The following is an 18,332-nucleotide window of genomic DNA, read 5'->3' on the forward strand; positions in this document are numbered from 1 at the left end:
CCATGAAGTCAGCAAAGCGCCGCCCCGGGTTCCGGAGCCTGCTCGCTGCAGCGGTCTGCCTCGTCGCGGGCGCGCCGGCGGCGGCACAGGACGGGAGCCTCGAAGGCTATCGACTGGTCTGGAACGACGAGTTCAATGTCGACGGACTTCCTGACCCGGCGCGCTGGGCCTACGACACCAGTCGCAATCGGGAAGGCTGGTACAACCGCGAACTCCAGTACTATTCCGCCGCGCGACCCGAGAATGCCCGGGTTGAGGCCGGGCGGCTGATCATCGAGGCGCGCCTGGAGACGCCGGATCCCGTGACGGTGACGGATTCAGGCGGCCAGGACTTCACCTCCGCACGTCTCATCTCGCGTGGCCTCGCCGAATGGACCTACGGGTTTTTCGAGGTCAGGGCGAAGGTGCCGTGCGGCCGGGGCACCTGGCCGGCCGCCTGGCTCCTTCCGGTCGCTGACGTCATTTGGCCCGCCGGCGGCGAGATCGATATCCTGGAACATGTCGGCCACGACCCCGGCGTGGTGCACGGCACGGTGCACACGACCCGGTACAACCACACGCGCGGGAGCCAGCGGGGCGGGCGAAAGCGGGTCGCGGACGCCTGTGGAGCCTTCCACCGCTATCAGGTTCTGTGGACCCCGGACTCGATCAATTTCGGGGTCGATGACGTCGGCTATTACGCCTTCCGCAACGACGGTCGCGGCGACCCCGCCACCTGGCCGTTCGACCAGCCCTTCTATGCGATCCTGAACCTCGCCGTCGGTGGCGACTGGGGCGGGGTGGAAGGCGTCGACCGACGGGCCTTCCCGCAGACGCTGGAGGTCGATTACGTCAGGGTGTTCCAGAAGGTGGAGCCTTGACGGCGGCCCCCGCACGGCCCCCGGCCAGTCGCCGGTCGTCCCTGACCGCCACCCAGACACCTTCCATCACCGACCGTCGAGCGACGGGTTCAGGAGCGACAGAATGACCGTGAGCGAGTCAGCGAAACCGAAGGGCACGGGCCTGGCGTTCGCCTATGTGACGACCCTGTTCTTCGCCTGGGGCTTTGTGACCTCGCTGATCGGCCCGCTGATCGCGGCGGTGCGGCGGGTGTTTGAGCTCAGCTACACCGAGGCGACCCTCACCACCTTCGCCTGGTTCATCGCCTACGGCATCGCCTCCATTCCGGCCGCCGCCATTCTCGGCCGGCTGGGGTACAGCCAGGCCATTATCGTGGCGCTGGTGACCATGGTCGCCGGGTGCCTGATCGTGCCGATCGCCACCCTGGCCGACTTCTATCCCGGCGTGCTGATCGCCCTGTTCGTGATCGCCTCGGGCGTAACCCTGCTGCAGGTCGGTGCCAATCCGCTGGTCGCCGCCCTGGGCGCGCCGAAGAGTTCGCACGCCCGCCTGAATTTCTCGCAGTTCTTCAACTCCCTGGGCACGACGCTCGGGCCGCTGATCGCCGCGCCGATCCTTCTCACGGGAGGCGTGTTCGCCGCGGATGCGGTGATCACCGATCCGGCCTCGCGGGCCGAGTCGCTGCGCAGCATCGACCTCGCCTTCCTCGCGGTGGGCCTGTTCTTCGCCGTCGTGGCCGTCTTCATCTTCACCGCCCGGAAAACGATCAACGCCGCGGCCCCCACGCCGACCGCCGAGGACCGGATGTCCCCGCTGGTGGCGCTGAAGTCCCCCTGGGCCGTGCTCGGGGCGCTGGCCATCTTCTTCTACGTCGGTTCGGAAGTGACGATCGGCGACCTGCTGACCAATTTCCTGCACAGCCCGGATATTCTGAACGTCCCGCTCGCCGCCGCCGGCAGTATGGTGGCCTGGTACTGGGGCGGAGCCATGGTCGGGCGTCTCGTCGGCGGCCTGCTGATGCTGACCCGGATCCCGGCGACCACCATCCTGATCGTCAACACGGCCGTGGCGGCCTTGCTCTGCCTCGTGGTCACCCAGACCAGCGGGACGACCGCCGCCTATGCCGCGATCGCGATCGGCTTCTTCAACTCGATCATGTTCCCGACCATCTTCACCCTGACCCTGGAGCGATCGACGGCGCCGATCCCGGCCACCTCCGGCCTGCTGGTTTTCGGCATTATCGGTGGCGCGGTCCTGCCGCCGATCGCGGGCCAGATCGCGGATCGCGCGGCCACCCTCAACCCGGTCTTCTATGTCCCGCTGATCGGCTATCTGCTGCTGGCCGGCTTCGCGCTCGCCGCGTCCAAGGCCAGGATCCGGAACGCCGCCGCCTCGGGAACGCCCGGTTCGCACTGAGCGGAGCGGTGCCGGCAGCTTTGCGGGCCCGGCGCCCGCGACGGCGGTGCCATCCCTGGCGAACGCGACCCATTGTCGGCGACCGGACCCGGGTGCGGCAAGCGGGCAGTGTTGCGCGCGAGGTCCCGCGATCAGAGGCGGGCTGTCTGTCTCCGGGTTCGACGAAGGCGCGCTGATGTCGAGGCTATTTCCCGGGTCGCAGGAACCCGGCGGTTATCGAGGGAGCGCGTCGCGGTGGGGGCAGTCCAGAGATAACTTGTCTCCGGTCTGCAAACTGAGGGCAGGGGGTGATTTTCCACTCGCCGCAGTTGCCCTGTCAGCACCTTACCGAGCGGTGCAGTTGAGCTGACAGAGCCCGCCGACCCCGTCCAGAAGACAGCGCGCCGTCCCGGGCTGGGGCGGCGCGCTTTTTTGTTCCCAAGGGTGGAGTTCAAGGACGATCGAGATAGGCCGTGACCCAGACCAACGGCGCGTTCCAATTGATCGCGACTTCATTCTGGCTGAAGGCCTGGATGTCGTCTCGCCAGCAGGTCTGGGGCGCGCATGTCCCGCGCATCGTCACGGCCACCGGATCGCGCATCATCTGGTTGTTCGGGCCACCCGACATGACGCCGGCGGGTGGCTCCGGGTAGGCCGCATCCAGGGAGTGCGCCCAGAATCGGTGATGCGGATGGCGCATCGGCCGGTCGCCATAGCCCGTGACGTAGGATTGATCCAACGGATTTCGCCCGAGCACATAGTCGAGGGTCGCGACCACACCGTCACGCAATGCTTCATCCCCGGTCAGGTCGTGAGCCAAGCCCAGAATGAGCCCCCGATTCAGAAGGTCTGCGTTCGATCCCCAGACGTAGTCGGGGCCCGCGAAGGGCAAGCCATAGCCCTGGGTCAGGCCTTCGGCCAAGTAACCGCGGGCCCACTCGACGATACGGTGCCTTATCTCGTCACGGTCGGATGACGGGAGACGGTTTGGAACCGTCGCCAGGCTGATGGAACCCAGTGCGCGCACCGCGTTCCAGCTGGTATATACGCCCTCAGCTGATTTTTCACCCGAGGCTGTCGGGTGGTGAGCGGATCGCCTCAGGTCGTCCAGGTATCGGTCGTTTCCCGTTGTGACGAACATCTCCGCGGCCGCCCAGTAGAACTCGTCGGTCAGGTCGTCATCACCATAGTCGCCACCGCCATCGAACGAGCCGACTGCATAGATGTCGGGATGGCGGAGCGCGGCGGCATAGCCACGATCGGCTGCCATCTGGCAGGTCCGGGCAAACGCCGGCTCGATGTCGCGCCAAAGCCGCGCGCACTGGGCCGCGACCGCCACCAGGTTCAGTGTTGCGGCCGTATTGGGCGCATAGAGGTAGCGAGTCTCAGGGTCGTCCGCCGGTGCGATTGGCAGCACGGTCCATTTCACGTCGTGGACCTTGTGATGGACCAGACCCCCGGCATCGATCCGGGTAAAGGTCAGTGGCTGATCCGGGGCGAAGCGTCCGACTGGAACCTCCACGCTGGCACCCTCGGGAACCTGCATCCGGAGAAGGAACTCAAGTTGCCAGCGAACCTCGTCCAGGATGTCGTCAACGCCGTTTCCGGCTTCGGGGATGTCTGCCGTCCCATCTGGATAGGGGGTGATGATGTTCTGGATCCTGGCCCGCTCGTACGCGTTCAATAGCGTCCAGACCGAGATGCCGCCGTTGACGACATACTTCCCATGGTCGCCAGCGTCGTACCATCCACCCGACACATCCAGCCTGTGGTCGCAACCTGGCCAGACGTTGCCGCGGATGTCAGGGCCGGAGAAGCATGTCGCGCTGTCCGGCGTGTGGCCCGCAGGTCGCGCCAGGTCGGCGTGATCCACATGCTCTGCCAGGATCGGGATGCCGCTACGGTTCTGGTAGAAGAAGGCGAAGGCGTCTCGGTTCAGTTGTTGAAAGGGCCGATCCGAGACGGCGAATGGTCGGCTTGTGCGCTCCCCGACCTGGAGACGATACCCGTCACCCTCAGTTCGCAGAGTTCCAAAGTCCAGATCGTGGACGCTGACGCCAGCGGTCGCGTCCCAGCCGCGAGGCCGGGATTGGCCCTGCGCGACCGTGTCTCCATTCGCGTCGATAACCCGCCAGGCCTGGGGCTGCTGACCGGTCTCGACGACCGTAGCCCGCTTGGGGCCCAAGGTCTCGAAGCCGACCTGATTCATCTGGATCGCGCTTATCTCGGCATCCTGGGCGGATGCGGTGCTGGCCAAAGCCAGGCCGGCTGTAGTCGTGACGAGGAATTGGCGAAGGTTCATCTGTGAGGGTGCTTTCAGTCCAACGAGAATTTGTCTCTACTAGGCGGGCAGGGTGGGGCGGTTTCCGACCTGGCGGCGCTAACCACTCAGCACCAACGTGACAGCGCCCTCCATCAGGGCCCGCGGCTGTGGACGCCGCACAAACAGGCCGGACAGATCACCGCACCACCCAGATCATCACTTCAGTCCAAATTCACCCTTGCCTTCCAGGGGGCGTCCACAGATGTCAGCGCCCTTCTATCGAACCAGCCTTGGCCCACCGCTGCCCCTTTGGCCGTCAGCCGATTCCAGTTTCCAGTCAGTTTTGTTGAGTATCAGTGTATTGAACGCCATCGTAAGCCTGTCGCCCCGTGCGTCTGATCCTGAATTGTAGGTCATGTTGCGGCTGGGCAGGTACATTATTCCGTCAAGCTCACTTCCGCGTGAGTCATCGAAAAGGAAATTCGAATGTCCGAGTCCGGGTTTCTCGAAAATCAAAATATTACGATAGAGGCCGTCTTCAGGGGCTGACAATTTGGCCTTGACGCCACTGTTGAAATGAATTCGCGAGCTGTCCTCGAAGTAGAAGGTGATGCCGCTCCCGGTCCAATCACCGCCATTTACCATCCAGTTTCCACCACGGATCACATAGAGCCCGGGCTCAAAGTCGACATCGACCGAACCGTTGAAATTGATTCCTCCGCAGTAGACGCCCGGCCGGAAGCTCGCGGTCCTGCCCTCACGCACGCCCCCGAAGTCCGTACATGCACCGGCCGGAGGCGTCGGCAGGGTGCCTGCGAAAGGATCCTCGGAGGCCTTGCATGAAGTTTCGACATTGCCCGTCCAGCCCCCATTCTTGATCACTCTGGAGCCCGCCACGCAGATCCTCGCCAGGTCCAGTTTGGTACCCCCGTTGAAGATCGCAGCTGGTGAGGCTGTGGAGTGGACATGGATTTCACAGCTGGGTGCCATCAGTTTCGCCCCACTGTTGACCAGCAACGCCTGGCTCGCGGTCGGGTCCAGCAAAGTGATGCAGGGTCGGGCACCATCCCCCATGGCCGCTTCAGCTTCTGCCGTGACCGTTAGCGACGGCAGGCCGATTATCCCGAGAAAATGGGCGTCCACGGTCGCAGAGGCCTGACCGACGACCGTCCGCTGTTTGGTCGGGAAGTTGAAATCGGCTGTGTAGGAAGTGACGTTCTTACGCGCACCCAGGTGGCTTCCGATCATGACCTTGGCGCGTCGGTCATCTCCGTCGCCCGCGGCAGCGAGCGTCGCACTGTCGAGGACGCTCCTGAGGTCCGAGCGGACCGTTTCGGCATGCACGACGTCGATCGCTCCTCCCGTCGTCAACACCAGAACCGGGAGAAGAAGCGCTACGACCATCGCGACGTTTCCGGAACGGTCTCGCCCAAGGCTGGCGATCCAGCGCCAGAGACTCCGTCTCAGCAGATGCCTCTTGCCGGGCGAGTTGAAGGACCGGGAAAGGTTGAGCCTGGCGTGCGACTCCTTCGCAGTCCCCTGGTCCGTGACCAAGCGGTTGGAGGCCGCCTGCTTCAAGGCCACACCAGCGGGCGGTGGGGCCTCGTTCGGCTTGCCCAAGGCCGGGGCGCAGGGCGGTCATATGGGCGTGGTCGGCTTGCTCGCCGGCCTGACGCGAGAGCGTGGCAATGTGCGTCACAAGTGCGGGTTCTGCCCAGTGAGATGAAGGGCCGGGCGTGAGCTTCGGCGGGTAGCGCATCGGGTGACAGGTGGGCCGCACGGTCGGCGATTGTCATTGGACCGGGCACGCGGCACCCGCCCTTGTTTCGGTCAACCTGATGTCAGCAACAGAAACGTCTAGCTGACCGCTTGTTTCCAGGTGAAATATCGTGGGCGTCGCCGCCAGATTCTGCCCAGAGAAGCAGGACAAGGGAACGGCCACGGTGGCATAGGTGCCGGGCGCGAGGCCTCTCAGCACTCCGGCGACCGGGACGGATGCGCTGCCGACGCCCAGGCTGACATCGCCCGTCGGGGAAGCGTTGACGCGTATGCTGAGAGAAAGCAGCATGGCCCCATTGGCCTCACGCGCGATGTCCGACGGTGCGTCGGCTCCCATCTCGGCCCATGCCCTGGACCTGCCGTTCCAGGTCAGGCGAATGGCACCGTCGTCCTCCGGTTCTGCCGTCAATCCTGCCGAACCATACAGGGTCGTTCTGGTCCCGACGTAGTCCATGTGTGGCGCATTGCTGTCACCAAGCCAGAACTTGTAGCCGTTCCATTCCTGTCCGTTGGAGAAATAGACGTTCCGCTCGCCATAGCGTGTCGTATCGGCGACCTCTGGCACGGCGGGCGTTACGGTCGGGGCCGCGTAGGAAAGGCCAAAGCCATAGGCGAACTGCGGGTCGTAATCTGCATCACCGATGTTCAGTGGGGTTTGGTCAGGACGCCGGGGCCAGGAGAAGCTGAGCCGCCCCTGGAAATCATATTGCGGAGTGCCATCAGGGCGCGCCAGCAGTACATCGGCAATCCCCGCGCCCTCCGAACCCGGCAACCAGGCCGCCACAAAGGCGTCGGCGGCATTGATCTGGGGGTTCACGTACAGCGGACGCCCGGACATCATGACGGCGACAACCGGGATCCCCTGTTCCTTGAGCCTGCGGATAAGTGCCAGGCTTTCGACGTTGTCGTGATGCAGGGCCACGTCGATCTGGTCGCCCATGAACTCGGCATAAGGGGCTTCACCGAACACCACGATGGCGACATCCGGCTTCCGGGGTGACGTGCCGTCCGGGCTGAAAAGCGCCTGCCCGCCGGATGCCTCAATCTGTGCCTTCAGGCCTTCATAAATGGAGGTTGCGCCCGGAAAATCGTTGGGTCCGTTGTCTGCGCCCTGCCAGCTCAGGGTCCACCCGCCGGCTTGCATGGCGATGTTGTCCGCGCCGCGACCCGCGACCAGTACCGTCGCGTTCGAACGGATCGGCAGCACGCCGTTGTTCTTAAGCAAGACCAGGGATTTCCGAACCGCTTCCCGGGCAACGGCGCGATGTGCCGGAGTGCCGATGGGTTGGAGGCTGGTCGCCCGATTGGCGGGCGAGGCCGCGTCAAACACGCCCATCCGGAACTTGACCCGAAGTATCCGGCGGACGGCATCATCCAGCCGGCTCATCGGGATCTCGCCCGAGGTCACTTGGGCCACCAGATTGCCGTGCAGCGCTTTCCAGTCCTGTGGCTGGTTGAAAATATCCAGCCCGGCGTTGAACGCGATGGGGCAATTCGAATTCGTGCAGCCGGGTATCTGGCCGTGTGCCAGCCAGTCGCCCATGATGAAGCCGTCAAAGCCCATCCGGCCCTTGAGGACATCGGTCAGCAAGCCCTCGTTGGCGTGCATCCTGACCCCATGCCAGGAGTTGAACGAGGCCATGACAGACTGGGTGCCCGTGTTGATGGCATCGACATAGGGCGCGCCGTGCAGACGGGCGAGGTCTGCTTCGGAAACGGTTGAGTTCCCCTGGTCCCGGCCGCCATCGGTCGATCCGTCGCCAAGGAAGTGCTTGGCCGTGGCAATCACGTGATTGGGTCCCAGGAAGTCATCTCCCGTACCCTGTATGCCTGCCACCATGGCGGCTGCGTACTCGGACACGATTTGCGGGTCTTCCGAATAGCTCTCGTAGGTTCTCCCCCAGCGATCATCACGGGCGACAGCGATGGTGGGGGCAAAGGTCCAGTCCATGCCGGTTGACCGCATTTCGGCCGCCGTCACTTCCCCGATCCGGCGCAACAGGTCCGGGTCGTTCGCAGCGCCAAGTCCGATGTTGTGCGGAAACAGGGTGGCACCATAGACGTTGTTGTGCCCGTGCACGGCGTCGGACGCCCAGATCAGGGGTATGGTGACATTCTGGCCGGGTACGACGGACGCCTGGTAATAGGGCTCGATCAGGTCAAGCCAATCCTGGACGGTGGAATGCTTGTTGCCTCCCGGTACCGCGCCGCCGCCGTTCTCGATCGAGCCGATGTGATACTGGGTCACTTCCTCGGGCGTGATTGTCTTCCATTCCGGCTGGATAACCTGACCAACCTTTTGCTCGATGCTCATCTGCGCGAGCATTTCCGTGATCCTGGCTTCTGCCGCCAGGTCGAGGCCGATTGGCGAATTCGCTGCGGGCCAAATCTCCGGATGAACCGTGGCACCGGCCGGGTCAGGCTCGGCTCCGGCATCAGTTGCCGTGAACGAGGCCGCAACCCCCAGCGACAAGGTGAACATCCAGAGACTCGATCTGGCGAACTTCCTGCCCATGGCCTACCTCTCCAAGCAAAAACGCTCCAAAAATGGTAACGTTGCCATTACACGATACCTATACGTCAGAGCGCTTTGCAAGCTGATGTTTCGTCAAAATGCGGCGATCCGTAGATGTAATTGACAACGTTTCCATTCTTATGGAAAGACCCTCGCGGAAGCGACAAGGACAGGAAACCGTCGGATGCATCTACGGGTCGAACTTGGGGACTTTGAAGCGCGCCTGGCGCTCGACGCCTGCGTTGCGGAACTGAAGGCCCGCGATAAGGTCGGCAGCGTCGCCGTTGCCGACAGCCATGGCGAATTGATCGGCCTGCTGCGGATGAACGGTGCCGGGCTGGCGACAGGAACGATCGCCGCCAACAAGGTGTTTACGTCGTCCCGCCTGTGTCAGCCCAGTGGTGACCTTGGCAAGGCCGCGGCCGAAGGCGGCTGGGATGTCCACTACCACGGTGATGCACGATACCTGGGATGGGAGGGCGGGGCACCGGTGTTCCATGATGGCGTCTGCGTAGGCTCGGTTGCCGTCAGCGGATTGAGTGGCGCCGAAGACTATGAAATCGCCCTGATCGGCGTCACCGCCATTCTCGCATCCCTCGACTGATCCCCCATGGCATTCCCCATCCCCTATACGGCATCGCCTTCCCGCTACGATTCCATGCCCTACCGGCGCTGCGGCCGCAGTGGCTTGAAGTTGCCGGCCATTTCGCTGGGGCTGTGGCAGAATTTCGGCGGCGACGACGTCTTCGAAACCGGCCGTTCAATCCTGCGCCATGCGTTCGACAACGGCATCACCCACTTCGATCTCGCCAACAATTATGGCCCTCCCTTCGGTTCGGCGGAGGAAAATTTCGGCCGCGTAATGGCGACAGACTTCAAGAGTCACCGGGACGAGCTGGTGATATCGACGAAGGCTGGTTGGGACATGTGGCCCGGCCCCTACGGAGATGTCGGAGGATCGCGCAAATATCTGATCGCCTCGTGCGACCAGAGCCTCAAGCGCATGGGTCTGGACTATGTCGACATCTTCTATTCCCACCGGGTCGATGCGGAAACGCCGCTTGAGGAAACGATGGGCGCGCTGGCGACTCTGCACCACCAGGGCAAGGCGCTCTATGTCGGCATTTCGTCCTATTCACCTGAACTGACGGCCGAGGCAGCGAAGATCCTGCATTCCCATCAGGTCCCGTTGCTGATCCATCAGCCGTCCTATTCCCTGCTCAACCGCTGGATCGAGGACAGCTTGCTGGAAACGCTGGGTGATCTGGGCGTGGGCTGCATCGCCTTCTCGCCCCTCGCGCAGGGTTTGCTGTCCAGGAAATATCTCGATGGCGTGCCTTCGGGTGCGCGGGCTTCCAGGGAGGGTTCCTTCAGCCCGGACCTTGTCACGCCCGACAACATCGCCCGCATTCGCGCCTTGAATGCCATTGCCGAGGCGAGGGGTCAGACCCTTGCCCAGATGGCCATTGCCTGGGTGCTGCGGGATCCACGGGTGACTTCGGCCCTTGTCGGGGCGCGAACGGTCGAGCAGCTTGCAGACACTCTGAAGGCCCTGGACAACCTGGCCTTTGCTCCAGACGAGTTGACGGAAATCGACACCTACGCCTGCGACGGCGGCCTCAACATCTGGCGCGTATCCTCCGATCTGTAGGGCCGGCCGGGAGCCGGGCGAAAAGGCAGCCCAAGTATGCGCGTCAGTCTTGTCATGGGCCTGTTGCGGGCAAGCCTGACATTGCTGATGTGTCTGTGCTCCGGGACGGCTTTCGCTCAGGAACCTTTTGTCCATCCCGGGGCTCTGCACACGACGCAGAGTCTGGACTTCGTGAAGGCCCGGATATCCACCGGAAGATCTCCCTGGAGCGCCGCATTTCGCGAGGTCGAGCGGGCTGCGCTCCCGGCACCGGAACCTGTCGAATACGTCAATTCGCTGGACATGAACGATGTCCGGGCATCCGAGCGGAGCGCCATCAATGCCTATGCGAACGCGCTGGCCTGGCGCTTGACCGGCGAGGAGACGTACGGTCGCCAGGCCATTCTGAATCTCAACGGCTGGGCGGACTTCAAAGGCTTCACCGGCGGTACGGATCAGGACAAGCTGCATGCCGGCTGGGTTGGCTGCCTGTTGGGCGAGGCTGCGGAAATCATGCGCGGTCATCCGGATTGGAGCCCACAGAAGATTGCGGCACTTCAGACCATGTTCCGGACCGCGTTCTATCCTCAGCTCGAAGTCGCCAGCCGATGGAACGGCAATGTCGATCTGACCCAGATCGAAGCCTTGATGACCATTGCCGTTTTCAATGATGATCGCCCAGCCTTCCGGCTTGCGCTGCAAAGGCTGGAAGCGAGAAGCGCAGCCTATTTCTATCTCGGCTCGGATAACTCCGCCCGCACGGTAGAAGGCGACGCCTTCTGGTTCCATCCATCCCTCTGGGTGGACGGACTCACCCAGGAAACCTGCCGGGACAACGGGCACCATGCCCAGTTCGGTCTGGCATCAGCCCTGCACGCAGCCGAGATAGCCTGGAACCAGGGTGTCGACGTCTATGCCGGCCAGGCCGAGCGATACACCGCTGCGATGGAACTGATCGCCCGCCAGCTTCTCACCGGTGACATGCAGGGTGTCTGCGCCAATCCCGTCGCGACGCGCGTCATCCTCGATACCTTCGAGATTGGCTTCAATCACTACCACAATCGCATGGGCCTGCTGCTCCCCCATACCCGGCGGCTGATTGCCGAGCGGGTGCGGACGCAAGGGGTCTCCATCTGGAACATCTTCCACGAAACGCTGACACACGCTGAGCTGTCCCGGCCGGGTGTGCGGTAACCAGCCCGGCAATCGCAGGCTCGTTTCCCGCGTCAGCCGATCGGCCGGGTGGAACTGCGAATGACCAGCCGGTGCGGCAGGATCTCATCCCTGACAGCATTGTCTTCCGGCGTGTCGATTGCACGCAGCAGCCGCAAAGCAGCGCTGACGCCGATTTCACGCGCCGGCTGGAGTACGGTCGACAAAGGCGGATTGGCGATGGCCGCGTACCGGGTATCGTCAAAACCCATGATGGAGAGATCATCGGGCACCTTGAGCCCGCGCCTGGCGGCATAGCTCAGGACGCCCAGCGCCATGTCGTCGTTGGCGCAGAACACGGCCGTCGGCATCTGCGGCCTGGACAGTATCTCCATTGCGGCGTTGACCCCGCCGTTGGAGGTCAGATCGGAATGGATGATGCCGGCTTCATCAACCGGAAGGCCGGCAAGCCGCATGGCCTCCAGAAAGCCAAGTTCCCGATCGCTGGTGACGTAGGAGTTTCTGGGTCCGGAGACGAACAGGATGGCCCTGTGTCCCGTCTGGATAAGGTAATCCGTGGCGTCAAACGCAGCCTGGTAGTTGTCAATATGTACGCTTGGAAACTGGTTGAGATCGTCACTTATCGGCTCAAGCCCGATCACGATCGGCAGCGGCTTGGACTTGTTGATCTCTATAAGCTTCTTGCTGAAGGGGAGCGTTGAACACAGCAAGATCACGCCTTCAACCTGTTTGGCGACCAGCATGTCGATAAAGGAGTTGCCTTCCGCGACACCGGGCCGCGATTCCGTCAGCACGATGGAATAGCGGGCATCAAGAACGGACCGGATGCCTTCAAGTATCTCCGCAAACAGCCAGCTGCCGATTTCATGGACGACGACAAGCACAATGTTTGTTTTGCCGCGGCGAAAATTCTGCGCCAGCATGTTCGGGCTGAAGTTGATCTCTTCAATCACGCGACGAACTCTGGCGAGCGTCTTCTTGCCTACCTTTTCTGGTGCATTCAGGCATCTTGAGACTGTAGTTGTCGAAACCCCGGCAAGTTTGGCGACTTCCACGATTGTAGGGTTCGTCAAAAGCTTATCCTGGATGCAGAATTCTATCGCGTCCGACAGAGAACAGATTGGCCCCTGGTTGAACCCCTGTCACTGCGGTGTTGTTAGTCTAAAGTGCCACCAGTCCAACGGCAACTTGTCTCCAGCCGTCGCGGGGCAGGGAATGTCTGCTCGGGCGGGGCAAATCGCCTATGGGGCAGACTCCTGTCGGTCCGCGTTGCGGAGTTCCTCCTTAGGGCCGATTACGTGATTGCGAGGTCCCAATCACTCCACTAGTCATGGGCCACTATTCTGGAAGACGCTAATGGCCGGAGCGACCATCTACGACGTTGCCGCCCGGGCAGGCGTGTCGATCAAGACCGTGTCCCGCGTGGTCAACCGGGAAGCCAACGTCAGCAAGGCGATGCGCGATAGGGTCGAGGAGGCTGTCGTCGCGCTCGGTTACCGGCGCAGTCTCTCGGCGAGGACCCTGGCGGGATCGAACTCGAGCATTATCGCAGCCCTCGTGGATGCCGCGTTGACGATCGAGCACTGGAAGAGTGGTCGCGGCAACGACTATCTGAGCCGCCTCGAACTGGGTGCCCTGATGGAGTGCCGGCACGCCGAATATCATCTTATGGTCGAGCTCGTCGATCATGGCTCGGCGACCCTTGAACGGGATATGCTGGCCCTATTGGGCTCGATCCGCCCCGCAGGTGTCCTGTTGACGCCGCCGAATTCGGATCACCCGCTTGTCCTCGACATCCTCGATCGTGCAGGCGTCGCGTACGCCCGGATAAGCCCGGAGAAGGATCCGGGGCGCGGCGTTTCGGTCCGCATGAACGAGCGACAGGCCGCATTCGACATGACGCGGCATCTGATTGATCTTGGACACCGCCGGATCGCGCACGTGTCCGGGCCGGCCGCCTATGCCGCCAGCAGCCTGCGGCGGGAGGGCTATGAGCAAGCCCTGGCCGAGGCCGGCCTTGCCCGGGAGCCGTCCCTGGTGGTTGAGGGCGACTTCACCTTCGCTTCGGGGATCGCCTGCGTCGGAAAGCTTCTGGAGGGCGAGCGGCCGACGGCCATCTTCGCGGCCAACGACGACATGGCGCTTGGTGTGCTCCAGGGTGCGGCCGCTGCGGGTCTTTCCGTGCCGCTGGACCTCTCCGTCGCGGGCTTCGACGACACGCCGAGCGCCCTCTTCAGCACGCCGCCGCTGACGACCATTCGCCAACCGGTGGCGGAAATGGCAGCGGAAGCCACCCGCCGTCTGGTAGCCTCAACCGACCGTCCCGGGGACGACGAGGAGGCCGTTATCACCGTTCCTTATGAACTGGTGCTCCGAGGTTCGACCGCCGTCTGTCGCTAGCGGGTTGACAGCGCTGTCATTCAAACCAGAATGGATTTCGTGGAGCGGCGATCAGCTGGCTCGATACGGAATCGATGCGCCGGGCTTGTTTCAGTCCCCGCGGAGATCGGGTTTCGAGCGGGCGATAGCCGGGTTCAAAGCCATCTCCCCCTGAGAACCTTGCCGCGACGGGGAGCCGTCGCGGCTCCTTTTTCGACCCGAGGACCCTTCATGCGCAGCGCCGTTTCCGCTTTGGTTCTCCTGATCGCTCTAGGCCATCCCGCAGCGGCCCAGGTCGCGTCCGCCCCGGCCCCGGATCTCGCCGGATCGGCGTCGGCCGACCCGTTGCTGTGGCCGCGCTCATCGTCGCCGGCCGCGCTGACGGACCCGCTTACGGAAGTGTTTGTGGAAGACCTGCTTGCGCGGCTGACCGTCGAGGAGAAGGTCGGTCAAATGATCCAGGCCGATATCGGGTCCATCACTCCCGAAGACCTGCGGATCTATCCGCTGGGATCCATCCTCGCCGGGGGCAATTCGTCGCCCGGCGGGAACGAACGGGCACCGGCGCAGGCATGGGTCGATCTCGCCCGGTCCTTCCGCAGCGCCAATGCGGCGCGAGACGGGACAACCGTTCCCCTGATCTTCGGTATCGACGCCGTTCATGGCCACAACAACGTAGTCGGGGCGACCGTGTTTCCCCACAATATCGGCCTGGGCGCCGCCCGGGACCCGGACCTGATCCGCCGGATCGGCGAAGCGACCGCCATGGAGGTCGCTGTGACAGGGGCAGACTGGACCTTTGGCCCGACCCTGGCGGTTCCGCGAGACGACCGCTGGGGCCGCGCCTATGAGGGCTACGGCGAGGACCCCGAAATCGCGCAGGCGTACGCTGGACCCATGACCCTGGGACTGCAGGGCGAATTGGCGGCGGACCGACCCATTGCCGCTGGCCATATCGCGGGCTCGGCCAAGCATTTTCTCGCGGATGGCGGGACCGCCAGCGGCAAGGACCAGGGCGACTTCATCGGCACCGAGCGCGAGCTGATTGATGTCCACCTGAGTGGCTACCCGCAAGCGATCAACGCCGGCGTGCTGTCAATCATGGTCAGCTTCTCAAGCTGGAACGGGGTCAAGCACACGGGCAATGCGAGCATCCTCCGCGACGTGCTTTACGGACCGCTCGGCTTCACCGGCTTCACCGTGTCGGACTGGAACGCCCACGGCCAGATTCCAGGCTGCTCAAACGAGAGCTGCCCCGCAGCGATCAATGCGGGGGTGGACATGTTGATGGCACCGGACAGCTGGCGGCCGCTTTACGCGAACACACTGGCCCAGGTCCGGTCCGGCGAAATTCCCATGGCACGCGTGGACGAAGCGGTACGCCGCATCCTGCGCGCCAAGGTCAAGGCGGGATTGTTCCGTCCCGAGCGCCCCGTTGAAGGCCGGCTGGAGGTCCTCGGATCGCCGGAGCATCGGGCCCTCGCGCGCGAAGCCGTCCGCAAATCCCTCGTGCTGCTCAAGAACGACGGCGTACTGCCGATCAGGGCCGGTGCGAATGTGCTCGTGGTCGGGGCGGCGGCTGACGACATCGGCCAGGCCTCTGGCGGATGGACCCTGACCTGGCAGGGTACGGGCAATACCAACGCCGACTTTCCCAACGGACAGTCAATCTGGAGCGGCGTCGAAGCGGCCGTTCGGGCCGAGGGCGGGACGGCGACACTGAGCCTGGACGGCGACTATGAAACCCGTCCGGACGTGGCGATCGTCGTGTTCGGAGAGACGCCCTATGCCGAGTTCCAGGGCGACTTGAGCCACGTCGATTTTCAGCCGGAACAGCCATTGGCCATGCTGCAACGTTTGCAGGCGAGGGGCATTCCGACGGTCTCCGTCTTTCTTTCCGGCCGTCCTCTGTGGGTAAGCCCGGAGATCAATGCATCCAATGCCTTCGTAGCCGCTTGGCTTCCGGGGGGCGAGGGAGGGGGCGTCGCCGACGTTCTTGTCGGCGGTGCTGACGGCCGTCCGAGGCACGATTTCAGCGGGCGTCTGGGCTTTTCCTGGCCCAGGGACGCGACGGGAGCCCCGCTTAACCGCGGCGACGCTGGCTATGATCCCCTGTTCGCCTATGGCTATGGGCTCAGCTACGCCAGTCCCGGTTCTGTCGGTGCCGTTCCGGAAGAGAGCGGGGTTACGGCAAGTGTCTCCAGTGTCGCCGACTATCTGGTCGACGGGCGAATCGTGGAGCCCTGGTCGATCGCCCTGCAGGACGGAGGCGGGCAGACGCGCGCCGGTACAGAGGCCGCCGTCGCCAGCCCTCGCGGTCTGGTCACCATGGCGGTGGTCGACGATCTGGCGCAGGAAAGCGGCCGTCGCTTCCGCTTCGCCGGTGGCGAACAGCAACACGCCATCATCTGGGGACGGGCCGTCGATCTCAGCCGTCAGGCCAATGGCGAGATGGCGCTCAGCTTCCGCTACCGGGTCGACGCCGCGCCGACGGATCGGGTCACGCTCGCCGTCGGAGCCGAAGACCCTGCCAGCCAGCACGGCCTCGACCTGACCCCCATCCTGACTGGCACCGCGATCGGACAATGGCGCACGGTAAAGGTCAGACTATCCTGCTTCCGGGACGCCGGTGCCGATCTGACGTCCCTGGAACGACCGTTCCAGCTTACGACCAGCGGTCGCATGACCCTTTCGGTGTCCGAAATCCGCCTCGCCTCCAATGAAGGCGACGCCATTTGTCCTTCACAGTGAGGCAGGACAGTACTGGTTGAGGAAGGCGTCGTGCGCCGGCATGGCACCAGCCGTTCGGGCGATCACGTCCCGTATGCCGGCCAGACGGTTACGCAGCATTTCGGCGGGCAGGGCGTCGGCCATGGGGTCCCAGGAGCGGGGCTGAATGTTCTGACCCAACAGCACCGCCAGCCAGCTGTCGGCGGCGAAGAGCTCGTCGTCCAGACGGAAGACCCGCCCGGTCGCGCGGAACAGGTCCATGCGTGACTGCAGGCTGTCGGGAACGGCCATGGCCCCGACGTAGCGCCAGAAGTCGGTGTCGTCGCGGCGGGTGGCCTTGTAGTGGAGGATGATGAAGTCCCGCACCTGCTCGAACTGCAGCTGCATCATCCGATTGTACTCGGCGGCCAGCAGCGGCTCGAAATCCCGGTCCGGAAACAGAGCCAGAAGCCGCGAGATACCGGCCTGGACCAGGTGGATGCTCGTCGACTCGAGCGGTTCAAGGAAGCCCGACGAAAGGCCGAGCGCCACGACATTGCCGATCCACTGTCGACGTCGGCGGCCCGCGACAAACCGGAGCGCCCGCGGCTCCGCCAGGGCCTCGCCCTCGAGGCCGTTGAGCAGTGTTTGAAGCGCCGCCTCGTCGGAGGTGAAGGCGGAAGCGTGGACGTAGCCGTTTCCCGTCCGGTGCTGGAGCGGGATCCGCCAGGTCCAGCCGGCGTCCCGACCGGTGGATCGCGTATAGGGGGTGAGGGGGCCGACATTGCGGGTCGGAACCGCAAGGGCTCGGTCACAAGGCAGCCAATGGCTCCAGTCCTCATAGCCGGCCTGCATCGCGCCCTCGATCAGCAGGCCCCGGAAGCCGGAGCAGTCGATGAACAGGTCGGCCTCCAGACGTCGGCCGTCATCCGTGATGACGGCCGCGACGTGGCCCGTTCCGGTATCCTGGACCACGTCCGCGATTCGCCCCTCGTGACGGGTAACGCCCCGGCTTTCCGCGACGTCCCGAAGGAAGCGTGCGTAGAGGCCGGCGTCAAAATGGTAGGCGTATTTCAGACTGGACAGCACAGTCCGCGGGTCTGGCGATGGCAGGCACATTCGATTGCCGAGGGCTGCGACGGTCGAGAGATTGTAGTCCCGCAAGGGCGTGGCGAACCCCTCCGCGTTCGCTCGCAGCCAGACCTGGGCGAACGGCACGGACTCAATGTCCATTCCGATGGGCCCGAACGGATGCACATAGCGATCCCCCAGGGCACCCCAGTCGACGAATTCGATGCCCAGTTTGAACGACGCCTGTGTGCGCCGCATGAACTCGGCCTCGTCTATGCCCGCCAGGGCGTTGAACGCCAGAATCGGCGGGATCGTCGCTTCGCCCACCCCAACCGTTCCGATCTCGTCCGACTCGATGAGGGTGACTTCTGTCGCCCCGTTGCCGGAGACGCGGGCCAGAGCGACCGCAGCCATCCATCCGGCTGTGCCGCCGCCCACGACGAGGATACGGCGCAGGGGGCGTCGCCCCGGCTGTGAAGGTGAGGATTCGGGCGTCATATCGGTCCATACATAGCGCGGTTCGGAGTGCGTTGATCTTCTACAATCTGCATGATAGCGTCACGAAATGACAGCGCTGT

The 18,332-nt window shown here is 63.9% G+C and carries 12 protein-coding genes; 7 read left to right on the forward strand and 5 right to left on the reverse strand.

Annotation, left to right across the window (positions count from 1 at the left end; genetic code table 11):
* Positions 1-2: 2 nt before the first annotated feature.
* Positions 3-860: a glycoside hydrolase family 16 protein gene (locus tag KB221_07235; protein WIY70807.1), complete on the forward strand. Its 858-nt coding sequence runs from the start codon at positions 3-5 to the stop codon at positions 858-860.
* Positions 861-963: 103 nt separating this feature from the next.
* Positions 964-2,256 (forward strand): glucose/galactose MFS transporter, encoded by a 1,293-nt coding sequence (gene gluP / locus KB221_07240; protein WIY70808.1) that lies wholly within the window; start codon positions 964-966, stop codon positions 2,254-2,256.
* 430 nt (positions 2,257-2,686) lie between these two features.
* Here gluP and KB221_07245 read toward each other — a convergent pair whose 3' ends face one another.
* The 3 genes from KB221_07245 to KB221_07255 all read right to left on the reverse strand — a co-directional run bounded on the left by KB221_07245 (position 2,687) and on the right by KB221_07255 (position 8,792).
* Entirely contained in the window at positions 2,687-4,537 is a 1,851-nt protein-coding gene (locus tag KB221_07245; GenBank protein WIY70809.1) for a glycoside hydrolase family 9 protein, read from the reverse strand.
* Positions 4,538-4,774: 237 nt separating this feature from the next.
* The gene (locus KB221_07250) at positions 4,775-5,902 is read right to left on the reverse strand and encodes a pilus assembly protein TadG-related protein (GenBank protein ID WIY70810.1); all 1,128 of its coding nucleotides are present in this window, start codon (positions 5,900-5,902) and stop codon (positions 4,775-4,777) included.
* Between the two features lie 388 nt (positions 5,903-6,290).
* A complete protein-coding gene (locus KB221_07255; GenBank protein WIY70811.1) occupies positions 6,291-8,792 on the reverse strand; it encodes a glycoside hydrolase family 3 N-terminal domain-containing protein in 2,502 nt (833 codons plus the stop codon).
* 184 nt (positions 8,793-8,976) lie between these two features.
* Here KB221_07255 and KB221_07260 point away from each other — a divergent pair, with 184 nt between their 5' ends.
* From KB221_07260 to KB221_07270, 3 genes are read left to right on the forward strand one after another with little or no spacing between them, the layout of a single operon-like run.
* Positions 8,977-9,396 (forward strand): heme-binding protein, encoded by a 420-nt coding sequence (locus tag KB221_07260; protein WIY70812.1) that lies wholly within the window; start codon positions 8,977-8,979, stop codon positions 9,394-9,396.
* Between the two features lie 6 nt (positions 9,397-9,402).
* On the forward strand, positions 9,403-10,443 hold the full coding sequence (gene mgrA / locus KB221_07265; GenBank protein ID WIY70813.1) for an L-glyceraldehyde 3-phosphate reductase: 1,041 nt from the start codon (positions 9,403-9,405) through the stop codon (positions 10,441-10,443).
* 36 nt (positions 10,444-10,479) lie between these two features.
* On the forward strand, positions 10,480-11,616 hold the full coding sequence (locus KB221_07270; protein ID WIY70814.1) for an alginate lyase family protein: 1,137 nt from the start codon (positions 10,480-10,482) through the stop codon (positions 11,614-11,616).
* 32 nt (positions 11,617-11,648) lie between these two features.
* Here KB221_07270 and KB221_07275 read toward each other — a convergent pair whose 3' ends face one another.
* Positions 11,649-12,650 (reverse strand): LacI family DNA-binding transcriptional regulator, encoded by a 1,002-nt coding sequence (locus KB221_07275; protein WIY70815.1) that lies wholly within the window; start codon positions 12,648-12,650, stop codon positions 11,649-11,651.
* A gap of 301 nt (positions 12,651-12,951) precedes the next feature.
* On the opposite strand from KB221_07275, the gene KB221_07280 reads away from it, so the two are divergent.
* Together KB221_07280 and KB221_07285 are read left to right on the forward strand one after the other, a co-directional pair.
* Positions 12,952-13,995: a LacI family DNA-binding transcriptional regulator gene (locus KB221_07280; protein ID WIY70816.1), complete on the forward strand. Its 1,044-nt coding sequence runs from the start codon at positions 12,952-12,954 to the stop codon at positions 13,993-13,995.
* 210 nt (positions 13,996-14,205) lie between these two features.
* On the forward strand, positions 14,206-16,725 hold the full coding sequence (locus KB221_07285) for an exo 1,3/1,4-beta-D-glucan glucohydrolase (protein ID WIY70817.1): 2,520 nt from the start codon (positions 14,206-14,208) through the stop codon (positions 16,723-16,725).
* On the opposite strand, the gene KB221_07290 is transcribed toward KB221_07285, so the two are convergent.
* Positions 16,717-18,252 carry a tryptophan 7-halogenase gene (locus KB221_07290; GenBank protein ID WIY70818.1) on the reverse strand — a complete coding sequence of 512 codons (1,536 nt, stop codon included), beginning with the start codon at positions 18,250-18,252 and terminating at the stop codon, positions 16,717-16,719. The genes KB221_07285 and KB221_07290 overlap by 9 nt on opposite strands.
* Positions 18,253-18,332: the final 80 nt, after the last annotated feature.

It is taken from the genome of Aquidulcibacter paucihalophilus (assembly GCA_030285985.1).
Lineage (GTDB): Bacteria > Pseudomonadota > Alphaproteobacteria > Caulobacterales > Caulobacteraceae > Brevundimonas.

Excerpts from the sequence above, each read along its gene's own strand:
- KB221_07235 (WIY70807.1), top strand. The coding sequence starts at position 3 with ATGAAGTCAGCAAAGCGCCGCCCCGGGTTCCGGAGCCTGCTCGCTGCA.
- gluP (WIY70808.1), top strand. The coding sequence starts at position 964 with ATGACCGTGAGCGAGTCAGCGAAACCGAAGGGCACGGGCCTGGCGTTC.
- KB221_07245 (WIY70809.1), bottom strand. The coding sequence starts at position 4,537 with ATGAACCTTCGCCAATTCCTCGTCACGACTACAGCCGGCCTGGCTTTG.
- KB221_07250 (WIY70810.1), bottom strand. The coding sequence starts at position 5,902 with ATGGTCGTAGCGCTTCTTCTCCCGGTTCTGGTGTTGACGACGGGAGGA.
- KB221_07255 (WIY70811.1), bottom strand. The coding sequence starts at position 8,792 with ATGGGCAGGAAGTTCGCCAGATCGAGTCTCTGGATGTTCACCTTGTCG.
- KB221_07260 (WIY70812.1), top strand. The coding sequence starts at position 8,977 with ATGCATCTACGGGTCGAACTTGGGGACTTTGAAGCGCGCCTGGCGCTC.
- mgrA (WIY70813.1), top strand. The coding sequence starts at position 9,403 with ATGGCATTCCCCATCCCCTATACGGCATCGCCTTCCCGCTACGATTCC.
- KB221_07270 (WIY70814.1), top strand. The coding sequence starts at position 10,480 with ATGCGCGTCAGTCTTGTCATGGGCCTGTTGCGGGCAAGCCTGACATTG.
- KB221_07280 (WIY70816.1), top strand. The coding sequence starts at position 12,952 with ATGGCCGGAGCGACCATCTACGACGTTGCCGCCCGGGCAGGCGTGTCG.
- KB221_07285 (WIY70817.1), top strand. The coding sequence starts at position 14,206 with ATGCGCAGCGCCGTTTCCGCTTTGGTTCTCCTGATCGCTCTAGGCCAT.
- KB221_07290 (WIY70818.1), bottom strand. The coding sequence starts at position 18,252 with ATGACGCCCGAATCCTCACCTTCACAGCCGGGGCGACGCCCCCTGCGC.